This is a genomic window from Sorangium sp. So ce363 (genome assembly GCF_051520435.1).
GTDB classification, from domain to species: Bacteria; Myxococcota_A; Polyangia; order Polyangiales; family Polyangiaceae; genus Sorangium; species Sorangium cellulosum_B.
On record NZ_CP150333.1, the window covers coordinates 7,105,137 to 7,124,001 of the forward strand.

Annotated in this window: 15 protein-coding genes; 4 read left to right on the forward strand and 11 right to left on the reverse strand. The window is 73.6% G+C overall.

Features of this window, described 5'->3' with window-relative positions; all coding sequences use genetic code 11:
* Positions 1-128 precede the first annotated feature (128 nt).
* The 5 genes from WMF12_RS26715 to WMF12_RS26735 all read right to left on the reverse strand — a co-directional run bounded on the left by WMF12_RS26715 (position 129) and on the right by WMF12_RS26735 (position 7,918).
* On the reverse strand, positions 129-2,303 hold the full coding sequence (locus WMF12_RS26715; protein ID WP_437850042.1) for a hypothetical protein: 2,175 nt from the start codon (positions 2,301-2,303) through the stop codon (positions 129-131).
* A gap of 41 nt (positions 2,304-2,344) precedes the next feature.
* A complete protein-coding gene (locus WMF12_RS26720; protein WP_044965791.1) occupies positions 2,345-2,536 on the reverse strand; it encodes a hypothetical protein in 192 nt (63 codons plus the stop codon).
* Positions 2,537-2,776: 240 nt separating this feature from the next.
* Positions 2,777-4,270, reverse strand: a complete 1,494-nt coding sequence (locus WMF12_RS26725; RefSeq protein ID WP_437850043.1) for a PQQ-dependent sugar dehydrogenase — start codon at positions 4,268-4,270, stop codon at positions 2,777-2,779.
* Positions 4,271-5,183: 913 nt separating this feature from the next.
* Positions 5,184-6,338: a hypothetical protein gene (locus tag WMF12_RS26730; protein WP_437850045.1), complete on the reverse strand. Its 1,155-nt coding sequence runs from the start codon at positions 6,336-6,338 to the stop codon at positions 5,184-5,186.
* 29 nt (positions 6,339-6,367) lie between these two features.
* Positions 6,368-7,918, reverse strand: a complete 1,551-nt coding sequence (locus WMF12_RS26735) for a protein kinase domain-containing protein (RefSeq protein ID WP_437850046.1) — start codon at positions 7,916-7,918, stop codon at positions 6,368-6,370.
* Between the two features lie 219 nt (positions 7,919-8,137).
* Here WMF12_RS26735 and pdxH point away from each other — a divergent pair, with 219 nt between their 5' ends.
* The gene (gene pdxH / locus WMF12_RS26740) at positions 8,138-8,725 is read left to right on the forward strand and encodes a pyridoxamine 5'-phosphate oxidase (RefSeq protein WP_437850048.1); all 588 of its coding nucleotides are present in this window, start codon (positions 8,138-8,140) and stop codon (positions 8,723-8,725) included.
* 95 nt (positions 8,726-8,820) lie between these two features.
* Here pdxH and WMF12_RS26745 read toward each other — a convergent pair whose 3' ends face one another.
* Positions 8,821-9,195 (reverse strand): HNH endonuclease, encoded by a 375-nt coding sequence (locus WMF12_RS26745; protein WP_437850049.1) that lies wholly within the window; start codon positions 9,193-9,195, stop codon positions 8,821-8,823.
* A 148-nt stretch (positions 9,196-9,343) separates the two neighbouring features.
* On the opposite strand from WMF12_RS26745, the gene WMF12_RS26750 reads away from it, so the two are divergent.
* Entirely contained in the window at positions 9,344-9,757 is a 414-nt protein-coding gene (locus WMF12_RS26750; protein ID WP_437292975.1) for a secondary thiamine-phosphate synthase enzyme YjbQ, read from the forward strand.
* Between the two features lie 56 nt (positions 9,758-9,813).
* Here the strand turns inward: WMF12_RS26750 and WMF12_RS26755 are convergent, their stop codons facing one another.
* Positions 9,814-10,272, reverse strand: coding sequence for a globin domain-containing protein (locus tag WMF12_RS26755; RefSeq protein ID WP_437739502.1), 459 nt, complete (start codon positions 10,270-10,272; stop codon positions 9,814-9,816).
* A 325-nt stretch (positions 10,273-10,597) separates the two neighbouring features.
* On the opposite strand from WMF12_RS26755, the gene WMF12_RS26760 reads away from it, so the two are divergent.
* On the forward strand, positions 10,598-12,151 hold the full coding sequence (locus WMF12_RS26760; RefSeq protein WP_437850050.1) for a sigma 54-interacting transcriptional regulator: 1,554 nt from the start codon (positions 10,598-10,600) through the stop codon (positions 12,149-12,151).
* Positions 12,152-12,215: 64 nt separating this feature from the next.
* On the opposite strand, the gene thpR is transcribed toward WMF12_RS26760, so the two are convergent.
* Positions 12,216-12,803: an RNA 2',3'-cyclic phosphodiesterase gene (gene thpR, locus WMF12_RS26765; protein WP_437850051.1), complete on the reverse strand. Its 588-nt coding sequence runs from the start codon at positions 12,801-12,803 to the stop codon at positions 12,216-12,218.
* Between the two features lie 27 nt (positions 12,804-12,830).
* Entirely contained in the window at positions 12,831-14,768 is a 1,938-nt protein-coding gene (locus WMF12_RS26770; RefSeq protein ID WP_437873899.1) for a M2 family metallopeptidase, read from the reverse strand.
* 535 nt (positions 14,769-15,303) lie between these two features.
* Here WMF12_RS26770 and WMF12_RS26775 point away from each other — a divergent pair.
* Complete coding sequence (locus WMF12_RS26775) at positions 15,304-16,344, forward strand: phosphatase domain-containing protein (protein ID WP_437850052.1); 1,041 nt, start codon at positions 15,304-15,306, stop codon at positions 16,342-16,344.
* 60 nt (positions 16,345-16,404) lie between these two features.
* Here the strand turns inward: WMF12_RS26775 and WMF12_RS26780 are convergent, their stop codons facing one another.
* Both WMF12_RS26780 and WMF12_RS26785 read right to left on the reverse strand, forming a co-directional pair.
* Positions 16,405-17,247 carry a glutathione S-transferase family protein gene (locus WMF12_RS26780; RefSeq protein WP_437850053.1) on the reverse strand — a complete coding sequence of 281 codons (843 nt, stop codon included), beginning with the start codon at positions 17,245-17,247 and terminating at the stop codon, positions 16,405-16,407.
* Between the two features lie 42 nt (positions 17,248-17,289).
* On the reverse strand, positions 17,290-18,759 hold the full coding sequence (locus WMF12_RS26785) for an alpha-amylase family glycosyl hydrolase (RefSeq protein WP_437850054.1): 1,470 nt from the start codon (positions 18,757-18,759) through the stop codon (positions 17,290-17,292).
* Positions 18,760-18,865: the final 106 nt, after the last annotated feature.

Below are 18,865 nucleotides of genomic sequence, written 5' to 3' on the forward strand. Positions count from 1 at the left end.
ATGCTGGGGGATCCGCGCGGGCGGGCTCAGGGCTGGCCGCCGCCGGGATCGGGTACACGCGGACACCCGCGCTCCGCACGGCGTGCCCGCGGTCTGCCTGCCCGCGGGCGAGCGGACGCGCCGCGCGATCAGAGCAGATCGAGGAAGGCGAGGAGCGCCTCGATCGCGCCGGCGTCCAGCGCGACGAGGCCCTCGCCCGCGGGCGCGCCGTCGTGGAAGAAGGCGCTCGGCGCAGCGGCAGCGGCCGTGCTGCGGTGATCGCCGGCGGCGCGGCCGCCCGTGTCCTCGAAGCGCGCCCGCTCGAGCACATCGCGCAGCGTCTTCGCGGAGCCGTTCGTGAAGTAGGGCCGCTTCTTGTAGAGCCGCCGGAGCGACGGCACCCGCGCGCCGTCCTCGTGCACGTACGGCACGACGCCAGTCTTCTCGTAGCCGGCCCTCCCCCACACGATCGGGCCCTCGGGCGCGAACACGAGCGCCTCCCAGCGCTCGAACGGGGCCGCGGAGCCGGGGTCGTCGCTGCGGAGCACCGGCGCGTGGCAGCGAGCGCAGCGGTCCCGGAACACCCGGGCGCCGTCACGCTCGAGCGGGGTGAAGCTCGTCCGGCCGAGGACGGCGGGGTTCGCGCGGTGCGAGAACGCCATGAGGAAGCTCATGAGCGCGCGGCGGAGCGCCTCGGGCGGCCGCGCCGCGCGCCCGGCGTCGGCGAGCCCGAGATCGGCGAGCCACGGCGCGGCCTCGCTCGAGATGGAGAACCATGGGTCGTGGCCGCTCAGCGCGCCGGCGACGCGGAACTCGTTGTCCGCCACCGCGGTGAGATCCGGATCGAGGGCGCGGGAGAAGTGGGGGCGGTTGTTGAACAGACCGAGCAGCGGCTTGGTCGTGGCGCGCACGTCGCCTCGACCCGTGTGGTGCGTGCGGCCGTCGACGTAGCCCTCGAAGTGGCACGTCTCGCACGTGAACCGGCTGAGCGGGCCGTCGGCCTTGTTCCACGGGGCCATCAGCGAGGTGAAGAAGAGCGCCTCGCCGAGGCGGATCTCGTCGGAGCGGGCGTCCTCGCCGCCGTCCCGGACCGGCTGCTTCACGACCGCGCCGTCGCCCACGTCGAGCAGCCACGCGTCGAGCAATGGGTTCGCATAGGCGAAGGCGCCGCCGCCGAGCGCGGCCATGGCGGCCACGCCGGGGGAAAGCGGGCGGGTGGAGACCTCCGGCGCGCTCGCGAGGCCGGCGTCCGTGGCGCGGAAGAGGAGCTCGGCCCGGCGATCGCCGCCATAGCCCGTCGCGATCACGCGCACGCCGCTCGATCCGGGGATCGCCGAGAGCGCGACGGCCTTCGGGGTGAGGACGCCGAGCTCCGAGACGTTCACGGCCGAGAGCCGCGTCACCTCGGGCCGGGCGCCGGCGGCGACGCGGTAGAGGAAGACGAACGAGTCGATGTATCCGAACGAGCCGCCGGTCCGGTCGAGCGGGTGATCCTCGACCCCGCCGGCCGCGAGCAGGAGCCCGCCCCCGGCGCCGCCCGTCTCGAGCGCGTCGAAGCTCCAGATCGGGCCGTCGTGGCGGACGCGCGCCGCGCCGCCCGGGAGCGGGCGGCCATCGGGGCCGACCGGGAGCACGACGAGCGTCTGGTCGAGGAGGCAATCGACGATCAGGTGATGCGCGAGGCGCACGACGCGGAACGGGCCAGCGCCGATCGGCTCGTCCCAGCGCTCGACCTCGATGCGTCCGTCCGCGCCGGTGTGACCAGGGCGCAGCGTGACGAGCGTGCCGGCGCGCTCGTCGAGCGCGTAAAGGAGGCCCTCGGGGCCGGCCGTGACGTCCCGGACGCCGTGGAGGCCCGCGAGCTCGATGCGCCCCGCGGGCTCGAGCGAGGCGCCGCGGACGGCATAGCGGAAGAGCGAGGGCGACGCCTCGCCGCTCGCGAACACCTCGCCGGTGGGCGTGACCGCGACCCCTGTCGGCGAGGTCGGCGCGGGGGCGCGGGAGAGCTCGCGAAGCGACGCGTCGAGCAGGACGAGCGCGTCGCGGCCGCGGAGCGGAGAGAGCAGCGCGGGCGCGCCCGGCGCGGCGGGGCGGCCCAGCGGATCCACGGGGCGGAGCGCGATCGGGTCGGCCCCGAACAGCCGGTCGGAGCTGGATGCACGAGAGAAATCGGCCTCCGCTCGGCGCGCCGCCTCGAAGCGCCGCAGCGGCTCGAGCGGGTCCGGATCGGGGGCACCGCCGTGGACCGGGGGCGCAGGGCGGCCGTCGCACGCCACGGCGGCCAGGCCGAGCGAGAGCGCGAGCGCGAGGCGGACCGCGGCCATGCGCCTGCGCCGGGGGGCAGCGGGCCGAGCCGCCGCGCCGATCACCAGCCGCCAGTGCTCGCCGGCTTCGCGGTCTCGGCCGGCGCCGCCTTCTCCGGCTCGGCCTTGGGCGCGGGCTTCGCCGCCTCGGTCGTGGCGGCGGGCTTCGCCTCGGGCGTCGCCTGGGGCTTGCCCTCGCAGCCGAAGAGACACAGGGCGCCGAGCGCAACAAGCACTGTCAAGACATTCTTCATGGGACTCCTCCTGAACGAGCGGGGCAAGCGAAGCACATCCGCTGGGCGCTCGGAAGGGGGGCGCGCCGTCCGCTGCCATCGGAGGCGGCGCGACGGCGGCTGCGCGGGGCTGGCTGCGTCGGAGGAGCCGGAGGCGGAGCGGGCGCGTGTGGCCGCCCGCGTCCAGGAGCGTGCGGGAGCTCGCGCGCTGGATCCAGGGCCGGGCGCGAGATTCCGGCGCCCGCGCCCTGGGCGGCCTGGTCAGGTCCCGGGAACGATCTTCACCAGGCTGTTGCGGTTCGCGACGAAGTATTGCTCGCCGTCGTTGTCCTCGACGATCGCGGTGAGCGCGTTGAAGGTCGGCAGGCTGCCCTGACGCGTGAACGCCGGAGCGTTCGGCGCGTTCGGATCGGGGTTCTTGTTGATGATCGTGATGGGCGACGTCTGCGCCCCGCACTGCATGAGCGCGCCCATTTTCCCGCCGGTGTAGTCGCCGAACAGGTAGACGCCCCGGAGCTGCGGCACCTGGCTGCCCCGGTACACGAACCCGCTGACGACCGACTTGTAGTCGCGGTACGGCCCTGTCGCGCTCTGCCGCCGATCCATGTCGGCGATGGGCGGGGTGTGCGTATCGCCCGCGCGCATGGTGCGCCCCTGGCAGGTATCCGCGTGGGTGCCTTCCCACTTCGGCCAGCCGAAGTTCAGCCCCGAGGTGCCGGCAGGAACGTAGTCGACCTCCTCGTAGCCATCCTGGCCGACATCGCCGATGAAGAGGTCGCCCGTCCCACGATCGAAGGTGAAGGTATACGGGTTGCGCAGACCATAGTGCCAGGTCCGCGAGGCCGCGCCGTCCAAGGGATTGCCGGCCGCGGCGTACGGCTCGGCAGCATTCGGATCGAGGCGCAGGATCTTGCCGAACAGCGAGGCCGGGTCCTGCGACCCGCCAGGCTTGTCGCTGTTGCAGGAGCCGCCCCCGTCGCCCGTGCCGACGTAGAGCATGCCGTCGGGCCCGAACGCGATATGGCCGCCGTTGTGATTCACCGCGGACGCGTCGAGCCGCACGATCGTCTTCGCCGAGTTTGCATCCGCCACGTAAGGATCGCTCGACCGCTTGTACTCGACCACCATGTCACGGTTCATGTTCGTGCCCGTGGTCGCCGTCATCATGATGTAGAACTTGCCGCTCGTCGCGTAGTCGGGCGGGAACGCCATGCTGATGAGCCCGCGCTCGTCGTCGAAGGGCCCGGAGCTGAGCGTGATCTGATTGCTCACGTCGAGGAAGGCCCCGGGGCGCAGCTGGCCGCCGGAGAACACGCGGATCTGCCCGGTCTGCAGCACGAGATACCAATCGCTCGACCCCTTCGGCTGAGCGGCGTAAACCAGCCTGTCCACGCCGGTGACGACGGGAGCGAGCGCCAGCTTCCCGACGTCAGGCGCCGCGCTGGCATCGCACTCCACCGGGTCGCCGCCGCCGGCGCCGGAGCCGCCCTGTCCCGCGGTGGTCCCGGACGACGACGTGGTGCTGCTGCCTCCGCCGGTGCCGGAGCCAGAACCAGAGCCGGAACCAGAGCCGGAGCCAGCGCCCGCGCCGGAGCTGGAGGCAGAGCCAGCGCCGGCCCCCGTCCCCGTCTGCGCCCCGGAGGAGCCCTGGTTCCCCCCGCTCGTCGCGGTGTCGCCAGAGCTGGTCGCCCCGTCGTCGCTGCACGCACCGGCGCCCAGCGCGAGACACGCGCCGCCACCCAGCGCGAAGGTCATCCACAAAGCCAAGGTTGAACGCTGTTTCGTCATGAGACGCATTCTATACATGACAAGCGCCGTGGCGCACTCATGAACTACCGCCGGGCGAAAGAACAGGACATCGGAGCCCGGGGTAAGCAGGTGACGGATCATGCCTGCAGAACGTCAACACGCGCTCGTCTGGCCGGCCGACGGCGCACGTTTGCTCGATGCGAGCTCGGAGACGCCGGCGGCGCTCCTCTCCCCAGGGCCTGTGGGCTCAAGGGCATTCGACAGGCTCGTTCGCCCGGTCGCCACCGCAATCGAGCGATGGGAGAACAGCGCCCCTCGACCGGTGTCGAGCAGCATTGCCCATGATTTGATCAGCCGTTCAGATGAAATGCGCCTGGCGCACGCCGACGTGGGCCATCGATGCGCTGCTCACTCGTCGAGGTGGATATTTGAAGCAGAGCGGTACGTGCGAGTCCCCGAGGTCCGCTCGGGGCCGGGGCTATATTCCCGTCCAGGACCCTTCTGATCATCGCCTGCGACGGATCATCGCTCGCCACGCCCTCGCCGCCAGAGCTCGCTGGCCGGCGCGCAGCGTCACCAGCAGGCCAGCCGCGCCGCGCCATGGCGCGACGGCGCCTGGCTCACCGCGCCGGACGAGCCCCAGCGGAGAGACGTGCTGTGTTTCACCCGTGCACCGCAATCGATGCCGGCCGACTCGGCATCATCGGTCAGCTCGCCGCACGGCGCCATGTGGGAGAGGTGATCCGTGTCAATCGAGGCGCCGCGCTGAACGCCGGTATCTCCGGGCGCCCTCGCTCACTCCGGCTCTCCTCTGTCGTCGGTGCCAATCGGCTCACCCGGCTCGACGCCGGACGTCGTAGGGCGTCCCGCGAGCTCCCCCGCTGCGACGGCGCCCCCTCTTGCTCCTGTGGCGCTCCGCTCAGAGAGTGCCCGCGATCCACACGCTCCCGGGGCCCAGGCCGACGCGCGCGCTCCAGGGGGCGTCGGCCGTCGGCCCGCGGCCGCGCGCTGACGCCGCGGCGTCAGGCGCAGACGGCGCGGTGATCCAGAGGATCGTCCCGCCCACGGCGAGGGCTGCACCCGCGATGAACACCGCCGTCCCGCTGTTGCCCTTCGCCACCGCGTCGTCGCGCAGATCGAGGCCCGTCTGATCGACGCAGCGGCCCGCCTCGTCGCAATGGCCGCCCTCGGTGGCCTTGTCGAACGTCGATTTCGCCATGAAGCCGAGCGCCGTGCCGACGCCGAGCCCGACCACGCCGAGCCCGACCCCCACCATGCCGAGCGGCTTGCGGATGCTCCCGCCCTGCGCCGAGGGCGGGTCGCTCGCCGGCCGACGGACCGGGGGCGGCGCGATCGCCGGCGTCGGCGCGCCGCTCGCTCCCGGGGCGGAGGCCGGCTCCGTGGCGCGCTCGAGCGCCGGCACCGTGACGCTCACCACGCCCGGCTTGTCGATCGTGACCTTCACCTCCCAGGGCTCGTACCCAGGCGCGGCGGCGGCGATCCGATGCTCGCCCGGGTCGAGCGGCACCGCCGTCCCCCAGAGCGCCCTGCCCACAGCGACCCCGTCCCGCGTGAGGCCCAGCCCCGCGATCGACGCCGCCGGCGGGACCACGATCTGGAGGCGGGAGAGCCGCGGCTCCAGCGCGGCGGCCCGGGCGCGCGCCACCCGCTCGCGCTCCGTCTGCCCGGCCGAGAGCGAGGCGGCCGCGACGTCGCGAAAGCCGATCCACGCCGTCGCGATCTTGCCGGTGCGCTCGTAGCAGTCGGAGAGGTTGAAGAGGGTGCCGATGCCCGGGTCGATCGCATGGCTCTCGGCGAACTTCGGACAGGCCTCGGCGTGCTTCCCAGCGGCCATCAGCGCGCGGCCCTCGTCGAACAGCGCGACCGCAGCGGCGCGCTCCTCACGGGTCGGCTCGGCGGCGCCCGCGGCCGGCGCGAGCGAGGCGAGCGCAGCGAGCGCCGACAGGAGCGCTACCGCTCGACGGCGACCGGACCCGGCCAGCGGCGCGCGGGAGACCGCAGCAGGGCAGCCGGACTCCGGACAGGGGCTCGAGAGACGACGATGGCAAAGCAAGACGGCACCTCTCCTGGGCTCACGGGATGTCATCGCGGATCGGAAAAGAAGTCTTGCGGCGCGGTCGATGTGGGGCGGGTCGGTGGCGGGGTCCGCCCCGACGGCCGCGCGCCCTTCGACGACGCCGGCGGCCGCGGCGCCGCAGCCCCGCTCGCGGTCGGCCGCGCGGTCGCGACCTCGGACACAAGCGCTTCAGGCGGCGGCGCAGGGCCGCCGTCGAGGAGCTCGGCCGCCTTGCCCGCAGCCGGATCGGCCGCGGGCACCGCCGCGTCGCGCGAGGGTGCCTCCGGCGAAAGCGGCGCCTCCGAGGGCGCCGACGCGGCGAGCGGCGCCCCACCCGACGCGGGGACGCGGAGCGCGAACCACACGAGCCACGCGAGCCCCGCAGCGCCCACGAGCGCCGCCGCGAGGGCCGCCGCGATCCCGAGGGTGCGCGCCCCGCCGCCCTGGCCCGACGAGGCGCGCGTGCCGCCCCAGGAGCGATCCGTCGCCGCGCCGTCCGAGAGGAGCGCCGTGGGCGCCCCAGCCCACGCGGAGCCGGCCGCCACGCCCTTCCCATCCGGGTCGCTGGGCGACGGCGTCCCGCCGGCGGGCCCAGGCGACGTGGAGTTCGAGCGGCGGGGCGGCCCGGGCGCGCGGCCCGCCTCGGCGCTCGCGTCGAGGCGGATCTGCAGCACGCGCGCGGCGCGATCGGCCAGGTGCTGCGCGTGCGGCGGCGCGAACCGAGCGAGCTCGGCGGCGAGCTCGGCGATGTTGCCGAAGCGATCGGCAGGGCTCTTCTGGAGGCAGCGCTGGACCACCCAGCCGAGGCGCTCGGGCACGTCGGACCGCTGCGCGTCGAGCCGCGGCGGTCCCTCCAGGATGCGGTCGTAGATGGCCATCGCGGAGTCGCCCCGGAAGGGGACGGCGCCCGTGAGCAGCTGATAGAGCATGGCGCCCATCGACCAGACGTCGGCCCGCGCGTCGACGCTCTTCGAGGAGACCATCTGCTCGGGCGCCATGTAGAACGGCGAGCCCAGCATCGTCGAGCTCTCGGTCATGTCGTGCGCCTTGGGCCCGGTCGCCTCCGCCGCGAGGGCCATCTTGGAGATGCCGAAGTCGATGACCTTGATGAGCGGGCTGCCGTCGGCCCGCCGGGTCAGGAACAGGTTGCCCGGCTTCAGGTCCCGATGGATGATGCCGAGCGCGTGCGCCTCCGCGAGCGCGTCGCACGCCTGGAGCAGGTAGTCGCAGGCGAGCGCGACCGGGAGCGGCCCGCGATCGCGCAGGACGGCCTTGAGGTCGGTCCCCTCGAGGTACTCCATGACGAGGTAAGGCTCGCCGCGCGCGAGCGTGCCGACGTCGTACACGCGCGTCACGTGCTCGCTCCGGATGCGCGCCGCGACCTGCCCCTCGCGCAGGAAGCGGGCGATGAGGTCCGCGCGCTCGCGGGCCTGGGGCTGCAGGAACTTGATGGCCACCCGCTCGCCCAGCAGGAGATGGCGGGCGGCGACGACCACGCCCATCCCGCCTTCACCGAGGACGCGCTCGACCTCGTATTTCTCCGCGAGGACGTCCCCCACGCTCACCGGTACGACCATGCACGCCCTCGCTCCGCCCCTCCGCTAGTATCAAAACAGCGCGTGCGCGACAACGCGAGCTTTCCCGGAAATCAGCGAGGGGCGAGGGAAGCCGCCGCGCCGCCATAGCCACCCAGCCACCCGAGCTCGCGCGCGTTGCTCGCATGCATCGCGGGTTCGCCAGCGGCGCGCGCTGCTTGTATATGCATGACGCAATTTCACCATGAGCACCGTTTCACCATGATCACCGAGCCGACCGATCCGTTCGTCCTCGCGCGCGAGCTCCTCGAGCAGCGGCAAACCACCGAACCGACCGACGCGACCGCCATGACGCTGGCCACGGCGGACGCGTCCGGGCGCCCCTCGGCGCGGATGGTGCTGCTGAAGGGCATCGACGATCGCGGGTTCGTGTTCTTCACCAACTACGAGAGCCGCAAGTCGGTGGATCTCGCGGCGAACCCGTTCGCCGCGCTGTGCATCCACTGGGCGAAGGCCGCGGAGCAGATCCGCGTCGAGGGGCGGATCGAGCGGGTCAGCGACGCGGAGTCGGACGCCTACTTCGAGACCCGCGGGCGGGGCAGCCAGATCGGCGCGTGGGCGTCCCGGCAGAGCGCGCCGCTGCCCTCGCGCGAGGCGCTCCTCGATCGGGTGCGCGAGATCGAGCGCCGCTTCGAGGGCCGGCCGGTGCCTCGGCCGGAGTTCTGGGGCGGCTACCGGGTGGTGCCGGAGCGCGTCGAGTTCTGGTACGGCCAGGAGAACCGCCTGCACGACCGCGTGGTGTACGTCCGCCACGGCGAAGGCTGGCGCGTCGAGCGGCTCTACCCCTGAGCGCGGCGCCGCGAGGAGGGAGCCGGCCGCGCCTCGGGCTCCCGACGGGCGGGATCCAGGGCGGTGCAGGCCTGCGGCGCCACGGCGGAGCGGCGCTACGTCCCGGCGCCGCGGAGGCGGCTCGCCTTGCGCTCCCTGAGCCGCTCGATCACCGCGACGAGCCTCGGGTCGTCGCGGCGCCGGACGTCGAGCCGCATCCCCTTCAGCGCGTTGCACCGGCCGCACGCGAGCGCCAGGTTGTCGAGCGCGTCCGTCCCGCCGTGCGTGCGCGGGACGATGTGCTCGATCGTCGCGCGCTGGATCGGCTCGCCGTCGAGGCCGACGACGACGTGCGAGAGGCAATGGATGCACTTGCCCACCCACGCCGCCTGACCCCGGATCTCGGTGCGCTCGAACGTCGCGTCGGTCGCCACGATCTCGAGGATGAGCCGCCGCCGCGCCGCCTTCACGGCGCTCGATCGTAGCCCCACGGCGCTGCGCCCGCACGCGGTTCGCGAAAGGCCAGGAGGTGGGCTATGGAGCCCCGGAGCCGGCGCGCGCCCGCGGCGGCAGGCGGCCGCGGCGCGCTCGTCGATCACGCGCTCCGTCACGCTCCGTGACCCGCGCGGGGGAGAAGCCATGAAATCGAAGACCGATTATTTCTACTTCGAGACGAAGGCCAGGCGCGAGCTCATCAACGTCACCGAGCGCGTCGCGGCCGTCGTCACCGCCAGCGGCATCCGGGAGGGCATGGTCCTCGTGAGCGCCATGCACATCACCGCCGGCGTGTTCGTGAACGACCACGAGCCGGGCCTCTGGGAGGACATCTGGGCGTGGCTCCAGCAGCTCGCCCCCGAGGGGCCCGACTACAAGCACCACAGGACCGGCGAGGACAACGGCGACGCTCACCTCAAATCGATCCTCGTGCACCACCAGGTGATCGTGCCCATCACCGCGGGGAAGCTCGATCTCGGGCCCTGGCAGCAGATCTTCTACGCGGAGTTCGATGGCGGCCGGCGCAAGCGCGTCGTCGTGAAGGCGATGGGAGAGTGACGCCGCCAGCCGACGCGCGGGCTCCGCGGGCGACAGGGTCGAGGGGGCTCGTCTCCCTAGCCGCCCGCGTGCGCCGCGGGTGGCGGCGCGTGGGGCCTCGCGGCGCCGTACTCCCTCGCACCGCGCTGCATGAGCGAGGCGATCGCGCCGAGCGCGTCGGTCCAGGCCTCCTGGTGCGCCGGGGACCAGTCCGCGGCCGCGACCTCGGCCATCGCGGAGATCAACGCGTCGGCGACCCAGGGGTACATCGCGTCCGTGACGCCGTAGTCGACGTGCTTTGCCCCCATCGCCATGAGCTTCTCCTCGAGCCACGACGCGTCCTCCAGCCGGTCGATGACCGCGGCGAGCGCCTCCGTGAGCATCTTCTCTTGCTGCTCCTGGCTATTGCGCCCGAAGAGCGGCTTCACCTGCGGATACCGAGAGAACAGGATCCCGTAGAAACGGTGCGTGAGGTTGGGCGCCCTCTCGATCACGAGCTCGAAGCTCTCCCGCAGCAAGCCAACATTCAATCCCATGAAAACCTCCCGGCCGGGCGCTGTGCCCGTGATAGCCGTCGTCGGCGGTCGATTCGCCCGTCGGCGCGCGCTGGCCGAAAGCGTTCGCACGGGCCGTGCCAGGGGCGTTTCTCCGGGGATCGCGTCGTTCCTCGCCGGGTCGGCGCGCCCGGCGACCGGCGGCGGTTTCCCACGGGAAACCTGGCCGCCTTCCGAGGGCGGCCGCTCCGGGGGCGCCCACCCGCGCGCCGCCCCGACGCGCGCCTTGCTCCGCTGCACCCCACGGTGTTTCCTGCCAGTGTCTCCGACAGGAAACCTCCGTCGCCTCCGTCTCTCGAGGAACCGCGTGACCCTGCTCGACGCCGTGCTCAGCCTGTCCGAAGCGCCCGCCCGCGACGAGGCGCTGCAGCGGATCCTGCGCGCGCTCGCGCGGGTGACGGCGGCGGACGCGCTCTCGGTGCTCACGGCGGCGGAGGACGGCTCGGTCGGCGTCGCCGCGCAGATCGGGCTGTCGCCGGCCGCCCTGGGGATGAGCTTCCGGCCAGCGGAGCACCCGCGGCTCCGCAGGGCAACGCAGGCGGCCGGGCCGATCCGGTTCCTCGATCCGAGCGAGCCCGACCCCTACAGCGGCTGGCTGCTCGGTAACCCCGGAGAGATCCATCCGATCCACGCCTGCATGGCCGTGCCGCTGCACGTGCAGGGCCGCCTCGCCGGGCTGCTGACGCTGGACGCCTGCGATCCCCACGGCCTCCGCGGCCTGCGCGACGAGGACGCGCGCGTGTTCGCGGGGCTCTGCGCCGGCGCGCTGCGGCTCGACGCCGGCGCCGGGCCGCTCGACGCCGGGCCGGCGTCGAGCGGCCCGGCGCCGGCGAGCCGCCCGGCCGGGATGCAGCGGATCGAGCGCGAGATCGCGGTGCTCGCCCCGCTGTCGGTGCCGGTGCTCGTCACGGGCGAGACGGGCGTGGGGAAAGAGCTCGTCGCCCGCGCGCTGCACGAGCGATCGCCCCGGGCGAGTCGGGCGCTCGTGATCGTCAACTGCGCGGCGATCCCCGCGCAGCTGGTCGAATCGGAGCTCTTCGGCCACAGGAGAGGCGCGTTCACCGGCGCCACGGCCGCGCGCGCTGGCAGGTTCGAGGCGGCGCACGGCGGGACGATCTTCCTCGACGAGATCGGCGAGCTCCCGCTCTCGGCGCAGGCGCAGCTCCTGCGCGCGCTGCAGGAGGGGGAGATCCAGCCCGTGGGCGAGGACCGGGCGCGCCGCGTCGACGCGCGGGTCGTCGCGGCCACGAACCGCGATCTCCGGCGGGAGGTCTCCGAGGGGCGCTTTCGCGCCGATCTGTTCCATCGGCTCTGGGTCTACCCGATCTGCGTGCCGCCCCTGCGCGAGCGGCGCGAGGACATCCCCGCCCTCTGCGAGCGCTTCGCCGCCGAGCTCGCGGCCGAGCTCGGCGCGGGGCGGGTGGACTTCACCGAGCCGGCGCTGGGCGCGCTCGCGCAGGGAGCGTGGCCGGGCAACGTCCGCGAGCTGAAGAACGCCGTGGAGCGCGCCGTGCTTCGCCGGACGATCGCGGAGGGCAAGAGCGCGGCCGGCAGGGCGCTCGTCGTGCGGCGCGAGGATCTCGACGCGATCGACGGCGGCGCGCAGGAGCGCTCGCTCGCCCCGCGGATCGAGCTCCCCGGGGAGCGGCTGCGGCTCGCGGACGCGCCGCTGGGGCAGCCCGTGGAGCTCCTGGCAGAGGCGCTCGAGAGGGCCCGCCGCGACGCGTTCGCCCGAGCGTTCCGGGCGGCAGGCGGCAACGCGGCGACGGCCGGACGGCTGCTCGGGCTGAGCCGATCGTTCGCCTACAAGGAGGCGGTGCGCCTCGGGCTCATCCCTCCGGCCGGGCCGCGCAAGCGCTGAGGAGCCCGAGCGAGACGCCGTCCTCTCGAAGGACGGAGCGCAGCGCCTCCACGGAGGACGACGCTCAGCGCGCCGGCTCGGGGGTGCCGATCCCTTCGAGCGGCACGCGCGCGAGCGCCGTGTAGCGCGCCCCCTTCGGGGTCAGCTCGCTCTGGTAGACGATGATCTCCTCGATCCGCGTCTCGCCGAAGTCGACGTTGCCGACCGCCTGAGCGCAGGCGTCGAGCGCCGGATCGCCGCGCGGATCGCGCGAGCGGGCAAGGGTGAGGTGCGGCTCGAACGGCCGGTCCTCGGGGACGTAGCCCGTCGACATCGAGAGCGTCTGCTCCAGGTCGCGGTGGATCGCGGTGAGGGCGCCGACAGCGCCGCCCACGCCGAGCCAGAGCACGCGCGGGCGACGCCGCGTTCCGAACGCGCCGCCCTTCTCGATGCGCAACGTGAGCGGCCTGTGGAACGCCGCGACGCTCCCGGCAGCAGCGATGACGAGCGGCAGGCGCTCCTCTCCGATCTCGCCCATGAAGGCGAGCGTGATATGCAGCCCAGCAGGCTCCACCCACTTGGCGGACGGAGCCCGCGGCGAGATCTCCCGCAGGAGATCTCCGACCTTGGCGAGGAGCTCGGCTCCCGGATCAACGGCGACGAAGACGCGCACAGCTCACCTACGCTCACCCACGCTCAATTACCACCCACAGACTTCACGCTTGTTCTGCTCCTTGAGCCACCTCCGGAGCGGCTCGAAGTACTCCAGCATGGCGCCCGGATCGGCCGCGGTCTCCCCCGTCACCGCCTGCATCGCCTCCTGCCATGGGCGGCTCGCGCCGAGCGAGAGCATGGCGCGCAGCTTCTCGCCCGCGGCCGCGCTGCCGTGGATCGAGCACGCGTGGAGCGGCCCCGTGTGCCCGGCCGCCTTGCACAGCGCGCGGTGGAACTGGAACTGGTAGACGTGCGCGAGGAAGTAACGCATGTACGGGACGCCCGCCGCGACGTGGAACTTCGCCCCCGGGTCGAAATCGGCCTCGCTGCGCTGCACCGGCGGCGCGATGCCCTGGTACTTCAGCCGCAGCGCCCACCACGCCGCGTTGTAGTCGGCCGGCTTCGTCCTGCCCGAGAAGACATCCCACCGCCACTGGTCGATGAGCTTGCCGAACGGGAGGAACGCGATCTTGTCGAGCGCCTTCTTGAAGAGGAAGTTGATGACCCCCTTCTCGTCCTCGGACACCCTGTCGAGCAGCCCCAGCGACCTCAGGTAGCTCGGCGTCACGGAGAGGGCCAGCGTGTCCCCGATCCCCTCGTGGAAGCCTTCGTTGGCGCCCGACTGGAACAGGATCGGGAGCTTGTAGTACTGGTGGTAATAATAGATGTGCCCGAGCTCATGGTGGATCGTGATGAGATCCTCCTCGCTCGGCTCGATGCACATCTTGAGGCGGAGATCGTCCCGGTCGCCCACGTCCCAGGCGTTCGCGTGGCAGACGACCTCGCGGTCGGCCGGCTTCTTGAGCAGCGATCGCTCCCAGAAGGTCGCCGGCAGCGGGTCGAACCCGAGCGAGGTGAAGAACCGCTCGCCGAGCGAGACCATCTGCTTCCCGTCGAGCTTCTTCGCCTTGATCTTCCGCGTCACGTCGAGCGAGGGCTGGCCCTTGTACGGCTCCATGAGCCCGTAGACGTTCGACCACTCCTGCGCCCACATGTTGCCGAGGAGGTGCGCCGGGATCGGGGACTTCTCGCCGATCCTGTCCTTGCCGTGGATCGCGCGCAGCCTCGCGCGCACATAGCAATGCAGCTCGTCGTAGAGCGGCTTCAGCTTGCCCCAGAGCCGCTCGGTCTCGGCCTCGAACGCATCGGGGGACATGTCGTATCCGGCTCGCCAGAGCGCGCCGACGTCCGGGAGGCCGAGCTCCGCCGCCCCCTTGTTGCCGAGGGCGACGTAACGCTCGAACTTCGGCCGGAGCGGCGGGGCGATCGCGTGCCAGCCCGCCCATGCATCGAGCAGCTCGTCCCAGTCGCGGCTGGTCTTCAGGAGGCTGGAGAGCTCGTCGAGCGCGAGGCACTTCGGCTCGGCCCCGGCGCCCGCGCGCGCAGCGCCTCGGGCTGCGGTCGTCGCCCGCCCTGGCCTGGCCTTCGGGCAGTGCTTGCCCTTGCCGTACAGGCTCGTCATCTCGACCGAGAGCGCGGCGAGCTCGGCGCGCTCCGCCGGGTCGCTCGGCGCCGGAAGGGAGGTCGAGAGCTTGAGGAGCGCCAGCTGGCGGGCGACGTCCGCGGGCAACGCGAGCCCGTCGAAGCGCGCCGCCGCCTTCATCGTGCGGTTCAGGTACTCCATGCTCGCCTCCTCGGCGGAGGCGGCGAGCGCGTCGGTATCGTCCGTGAGGTAGGTCTGGTTGACCCAGGACGCGCGCGCGGACTGGATCCGCAGCCTGCGCAGCTCCCGGTCGACGGCGGCCACGAAGGCCTGCGCCTCGGCCGGGCCGGGCGGCGCCGCCTGCGGGGGGGCGGCCTCCGGCCGGGCCGCCGCGGGCGCCGGGGTCGCGGGCGCCTCTTCACCCTGGCGCGGCGGCGCTGGCGCCGCCGTCGGCGGAGCGGCGCCGCTGCACGCCGCGCCCAGCCCGAGCGCGACGAGCATCAGCGGACGCGCGATGGCCGTCCGGGCGAGGGCAAAGCGGACCACGGGCCCTTCATACACGCCGGACCGTGCCGAGGGAACCAGGAGCGACGTGCGATCGTCGGGGCGCGGCCCCGCCGCGCCGCCCCTCCGGATTCACCCGCACCCCCCGCGAGTCACCCGCACCGTCCGCGATTCACCCGTACCGTCCGCGATTCGCACGGGTCGGCGCGACCTGGACGAACCGCCCCGCGGTGACGGCTGCCATGCGGCGGTGAACTGCCGTTACAATGCTCACCCACCATGAGGAATGCCCTTGCGCCCAGGCCCACGCTCTCGGCGGTCCTCGGCCTCGCCGCCGCCGCCCGCCCGGCGCCCCGCTCGCCCGCAGGACGGACGAGCGGCCGCCGCCCGACGGCCCGGAGCAGCCGCTCCGGGTTGCCTCGTAGAGCGCGGCGGCGAAGCGCTGCGACGAGCTGCGACCTCGAGGTGAGGTGCAGACGGATGCCCCACCCCGAGGCGCGAGCCACGACCTCCTGCGCACCGAGCGACGGCCATGAGTGAGCTCGAAAATTTCTCGTTCGTGATCCCCGGCGAGCTCGCCGGCATGGCCTATCCCCACGCGCCCCAGGCGGTCGAGGAGCTCGCGGAGCTCGGCTTCCGCGGCCTGGTGTCGCTCTCGCGTCGGGCGCCACCGCCTGCGGCGGTGGGCCCGCTCATCCACCTGCATTGCCCGCTCGCCGACTTCACGCGCATCCCGAGCGTGGACCTCCTCCGCGCCGTGGCGTTCCTCGGCCGGGCGCCGCGGCCGATCGCCGTTCACGGGGAGGGCGGCGTCGGGCGCACCGGGGTCGTGCTGGCGTGCCGCCTCGTGTCGCTGGGCAGGTCGGCGGCCGAGGCCATCGCCGAGGTGCGGCGCGTGCGGCCAGGCTCCATCGACGACCCCGAGCTCGAGGCGTCGGTCGCGGAGTTCGAGCTGTTCTACCGGAGCGCGCACGAGCAGGCGACGCCGGCCCCCTTCAACTTCGCGCCCGCGTCGCCGCTCGACCGGATCGTCCACGGCGCGGAGCGGCCCGGCTTCGGGATGGCGAACTGGTCGGCTTCCGGGATCCGCTCGTCCGTGGTCGCGCCGCCGAGCTCGGCAGCTCACCCGGATCCGAGCGACGCGCCCGTCGAGGCGTGGCTCGCCTTCATGGCGCGGCACGGGATACGCGAGGTGCTCTGCCTGCTCGACGAGGGAGAGCTGGCGCTCCACCGGATCCCGCTGCTCGGCCGCTACCAGCGCGAGTTCCTCCGGGTGACGCACGTGCCGCTCGACGGAGGCGCGCTCCCCTCGCCCGACGCGCTGGAGCGCGCGCTCGACGCGCTCAGGCGCGCCGAGTCCAGCGGCGCGCCCGCCGTCGTGCACTGCGCGTCCGGCGCGGGCCGCGCGGGCGTCGTGCTGGCAGCGTGGCTGCGCGCCCGGCACGGCCTCTCCCCCGAGGCGGCGATCGGCGCGGTCCGGGATCACGCGCGGCACTTCGGCGCGCACCGCGACCCGCTGAAGGCAGGGCCGGCGGCGCGGGATCTCATCGCGGGCGTGCCGGCGCTCGCGTGAGCGCGCCGCTCGCGTGAGCGCGCGGGCCGGCGCCGGCCCGCGGCCGGGCGGCGTCGAGCGTCACCTGCCGGCGCTTCGCCCGGGCCTCGCGCGCCGGTGCTCGCGGTACAGGCGCAGGGCGAACGCGCCGGCCGGCTCGGCGCGGAGCCCTTCGACGAGCGCGCGGAGCTCGGACGGCAGCTCGGAGGGCGGCGGGAGCGGCGACGGGTGGTGCTCGGGCACGAGCAGCGGCGCGGCGAGCGCGGCGAAGGTGAGATCGGCGGCCGAGAAGCGGTCGCCGACGAGGAACGGGCGCCCATCGCGCAGGCGTTCGTTCACCGCGTCGAAGACCGCGCGGAGCTTGCCTCGCGAGCGCTCGGCGGCGGCGGCGTCGATGCGCATGACGCGCTTCATGACCGCCCGCGCGACCGGGTAGTAAGCGCGGAACGTGCCGCGCCCGAACCACCAGGGCGGCGCCGCGCCGGCGCCTTCGAGCCCACGGAACGACCCGCCCATCAGGGCGAACGCGCCCTCCTGGTCGGGCAGGAGGTGAAAGTACGCGACGCGGCGGGTCGCGGGGCCGAGGTCGACATCGAAGCGCTGCTCGAGCGCCTCGACCTCGGCGCGGCCCGCGTCGGGCTCGCGGGAACCTTGGAAGAAGAGCGCGCGCTCCGGCGGCACGAGCGTGTCGGCGTAGCGCAGGATGTCGGTCGAGTCACCGAGCACGCCCGCCGGCGAGACGAGCACCGGGACGGAGCGGCGCCCGCCGGCCCTCAGCGACGGGAGCGCGTGGGCGAGCGGGAGGTAGGCGTCCTCCCGGTACCGCGCGCCGGCGCGATCGAGCGCCCACCGCGCCTTCTCGCAGAAGTGGCTCCAGGGAATGGTGATGAGGCGGAGGGGCGCGCCCGCGCCAGGATCAGCCATGAGGATCTCCAAGGTCCCTGGACGACCCGGGCGCGACGCGCATCAGCGCCGGATCTCGAAGAGGTGGATGCCGTACGCGGGGAGCTCGACGCCGAGGCCGCGCGACAGATCGACGAGCTCGTCGCCGTCGCGCGGGTGCTCGTTGCCGGTCATGAGGTCGGCGAGCAGGACCTTGCGGCCGGCGATGCCGGCGATGTCGAGCGGGATGCGGCACCCGCTGCGCGACGGGGCGAAGTTGATCACGGCCACGAGGGGCGCCGCGCTCCGGGGCGCGCCGCAGGCCGGGAGCGGCTCCCACCGGTAGGCGACGAACGCGTCGGCGCCCGGCCCGCGCGCGGTGAGCGTGGCGAAGCTCCCGGTGCGCAGGATGGGCCGGCGCACGGCCGCGAGCAGCCGCTCGTGGAAGGCGAGGCAGGCCTGATCGACCGGCTCCTCGGGGGCGCGGGCGAGGTGCAGCGAGGCGCGCACCGTCCGCCCCTCGAGCTGGCCGTGGTGGATGAACCGCATCCCGGGCACCGTCGCCGCGATGAACTCGGCGGCCCGGCGCCGATCCGGGGGGAGCACGGCGGCAATGCGCGGCTCGTCGTGGTGCTCGATGAAGCGGACGCTCCGCCGCTGGTAGTCGGGCGTCGCCGCGAGGTGGCCGCGGACCGACGACGCGGAGGCGTGGCTCAGCCGATCGTAAAGGCTCTTGTCGAAGGTGTAGTCGAACCCGAGCATCTGCAGGCGCCACTCGAGGTCCCAGAAGGCCTCGGCGATGAAGACGAAGCTCGGGTGGTCGCGGCGGACGGCGTCGATGGCCTCGGCCCAGAACTCGCCGGTGGCCTCGGCCTTTCGCTCCGCTGGCGGGCGCTTGGACCACGTGCGCCGGAAGACGTCGTCGAGCACCAGCATCGCCATGTCGCAGCGGACACCGTCGCAGCGCGACGCGACGCTGCGGAGCGCCTCGACGGACGCGGCGCGCGTCGCCGCGAGGCGGTAGTCGAGCTGGGCCGTGTCCGGCCACGGCGGGATGTAGGGATCGCGCCCGCTGAGCGGGGCGCCGTCGTCGCCGGCGACGAAGAACTCGGGCTTCTCCTTCACCCAGTGGTGATCGCGCGCGACGTGGTTGGGCACGAAGTCGAGGATGACCCCGATGCCCCGCGCCGCGAGGCGCCGGCGCAGATCCGCGAGGCCGGCGTCGCCGCCGAACGCGGGGTTCACCTCGTAGCGCGCGACCGCGAACGGGGAGCCAGCCACGTCGGCCTCGGTCCAGTCCGGCAGCACGCGGTCGTACTCGGCGCGCAGGTCGGGATCCGTGAGCGAGCGGCGCGGGCCCTCCTCGCCGAGCGTCCAGACGCCCATCAGGTGCACGTAGTCGACCCCGAGCGCGGCGAGCCGGTCGAGCGCCGCGTCGGGCACGCTGGCGAGCGTCACCCTGGCCTTGGCGGCGCGCGAGAGCTCGTGGAGCCAGACACGCACGAAGATCGCGTACAGCAGGGGGTGCTGGTGGGCAGGGACTAGGGAGCTCATCGATTGGATTGGGGACGGCGGGGCCCGCGAGGGAGTCGCGGACAGCGGGCGTCGGCCGGGGATTGTCTGCGCGCTCGGGTGGTCCCTGCAAGCGCGATCACGATGT

Excerpts from the sequence above, each read along its gene's own strand:
- WMF12_RS26715 (WP_437850042.1), bottom strand. The coding sequence starts at position 2,303 with ATGGCCGCGGTCCGCCTCGCGCTCGCGCTCTCGCTCGGCCTGGCCGCC.
- WMF12_RS26720 (WP_044965791.1), bottom strand. The coding sequence starts at position 2,536 with ATGAAGAATGTCTTGACAGTGCTTGTTGCGCTCGGCGCCCTGTGTCTC.
- WMF12_RS26725 (WP_437850043.1), bottom strand. The coding sequence starts at position 4,270 with ATGACCTTCGCGCTGGGTGGCGGCGCGTGTCTCGCGCTGGGCGCCGGT.
- WMF12_RS26735 (WP_437850046.1), bottom strand. The coding sequence starts at position 7,918 with ATGGTCGTACCGGTGAGCGTGGGGGACGTCCTCGCGGAGAAATACGAG.
- pdxH (WP_437850048.1), top strand. The coding sequence starts at position 8,138 with ATGATCACCGAGCCGACCGATCCGTTCGTCCTCGCGCGCGAGCTCCTC.
- WMF12_RS26750 (WP_437292975.1), top strand. The coding sequence starts at position 9,344 with ATGAAATCGAAGACCGATTATTTCTACTTCGAGACGAAGGCCAGGCGC.
- WMF12_RS26755 (WP_437739502.1), bottom strand. The coding sequence starts at position 10,272 with ATGGGATTGAATGTTGGCTTGCTGCGGGAGAGCTTCGAGCTCGTGATC.
- WMF12_RS26770 (WP_437873899.1), bottom strand. The coding sequence starts at position 14,768 with ATGCTCGTCGCGCTCGGGCTGGGCGCGGCGTGCAGCGGCGCCGCTCCG.
- WMF12_RS26775 (WP_437850052.1), top strand. The coding sequence starts at position 15,304 with ATGAGTGAGCTCGAAAATTTCTCGTTCGTGATCCCCGGCGAGCTCGCC.
- WMF12_RS26780 (WP_437850053.1), bottom strand. The coding sequence starts at position 17,247 with ATGGCTGATCCTGGCGCGGGCGCGCCCCTCCGCCTCATCACCATTCCC.
- WMF12_RS26785 (WP_437850054.1), bottom strand. The coding sequence starts at position 18,759 with ATGAGCTCCCTAGTCCCTGCCCACCAGCACCCCCTGCTGTACGCGATC.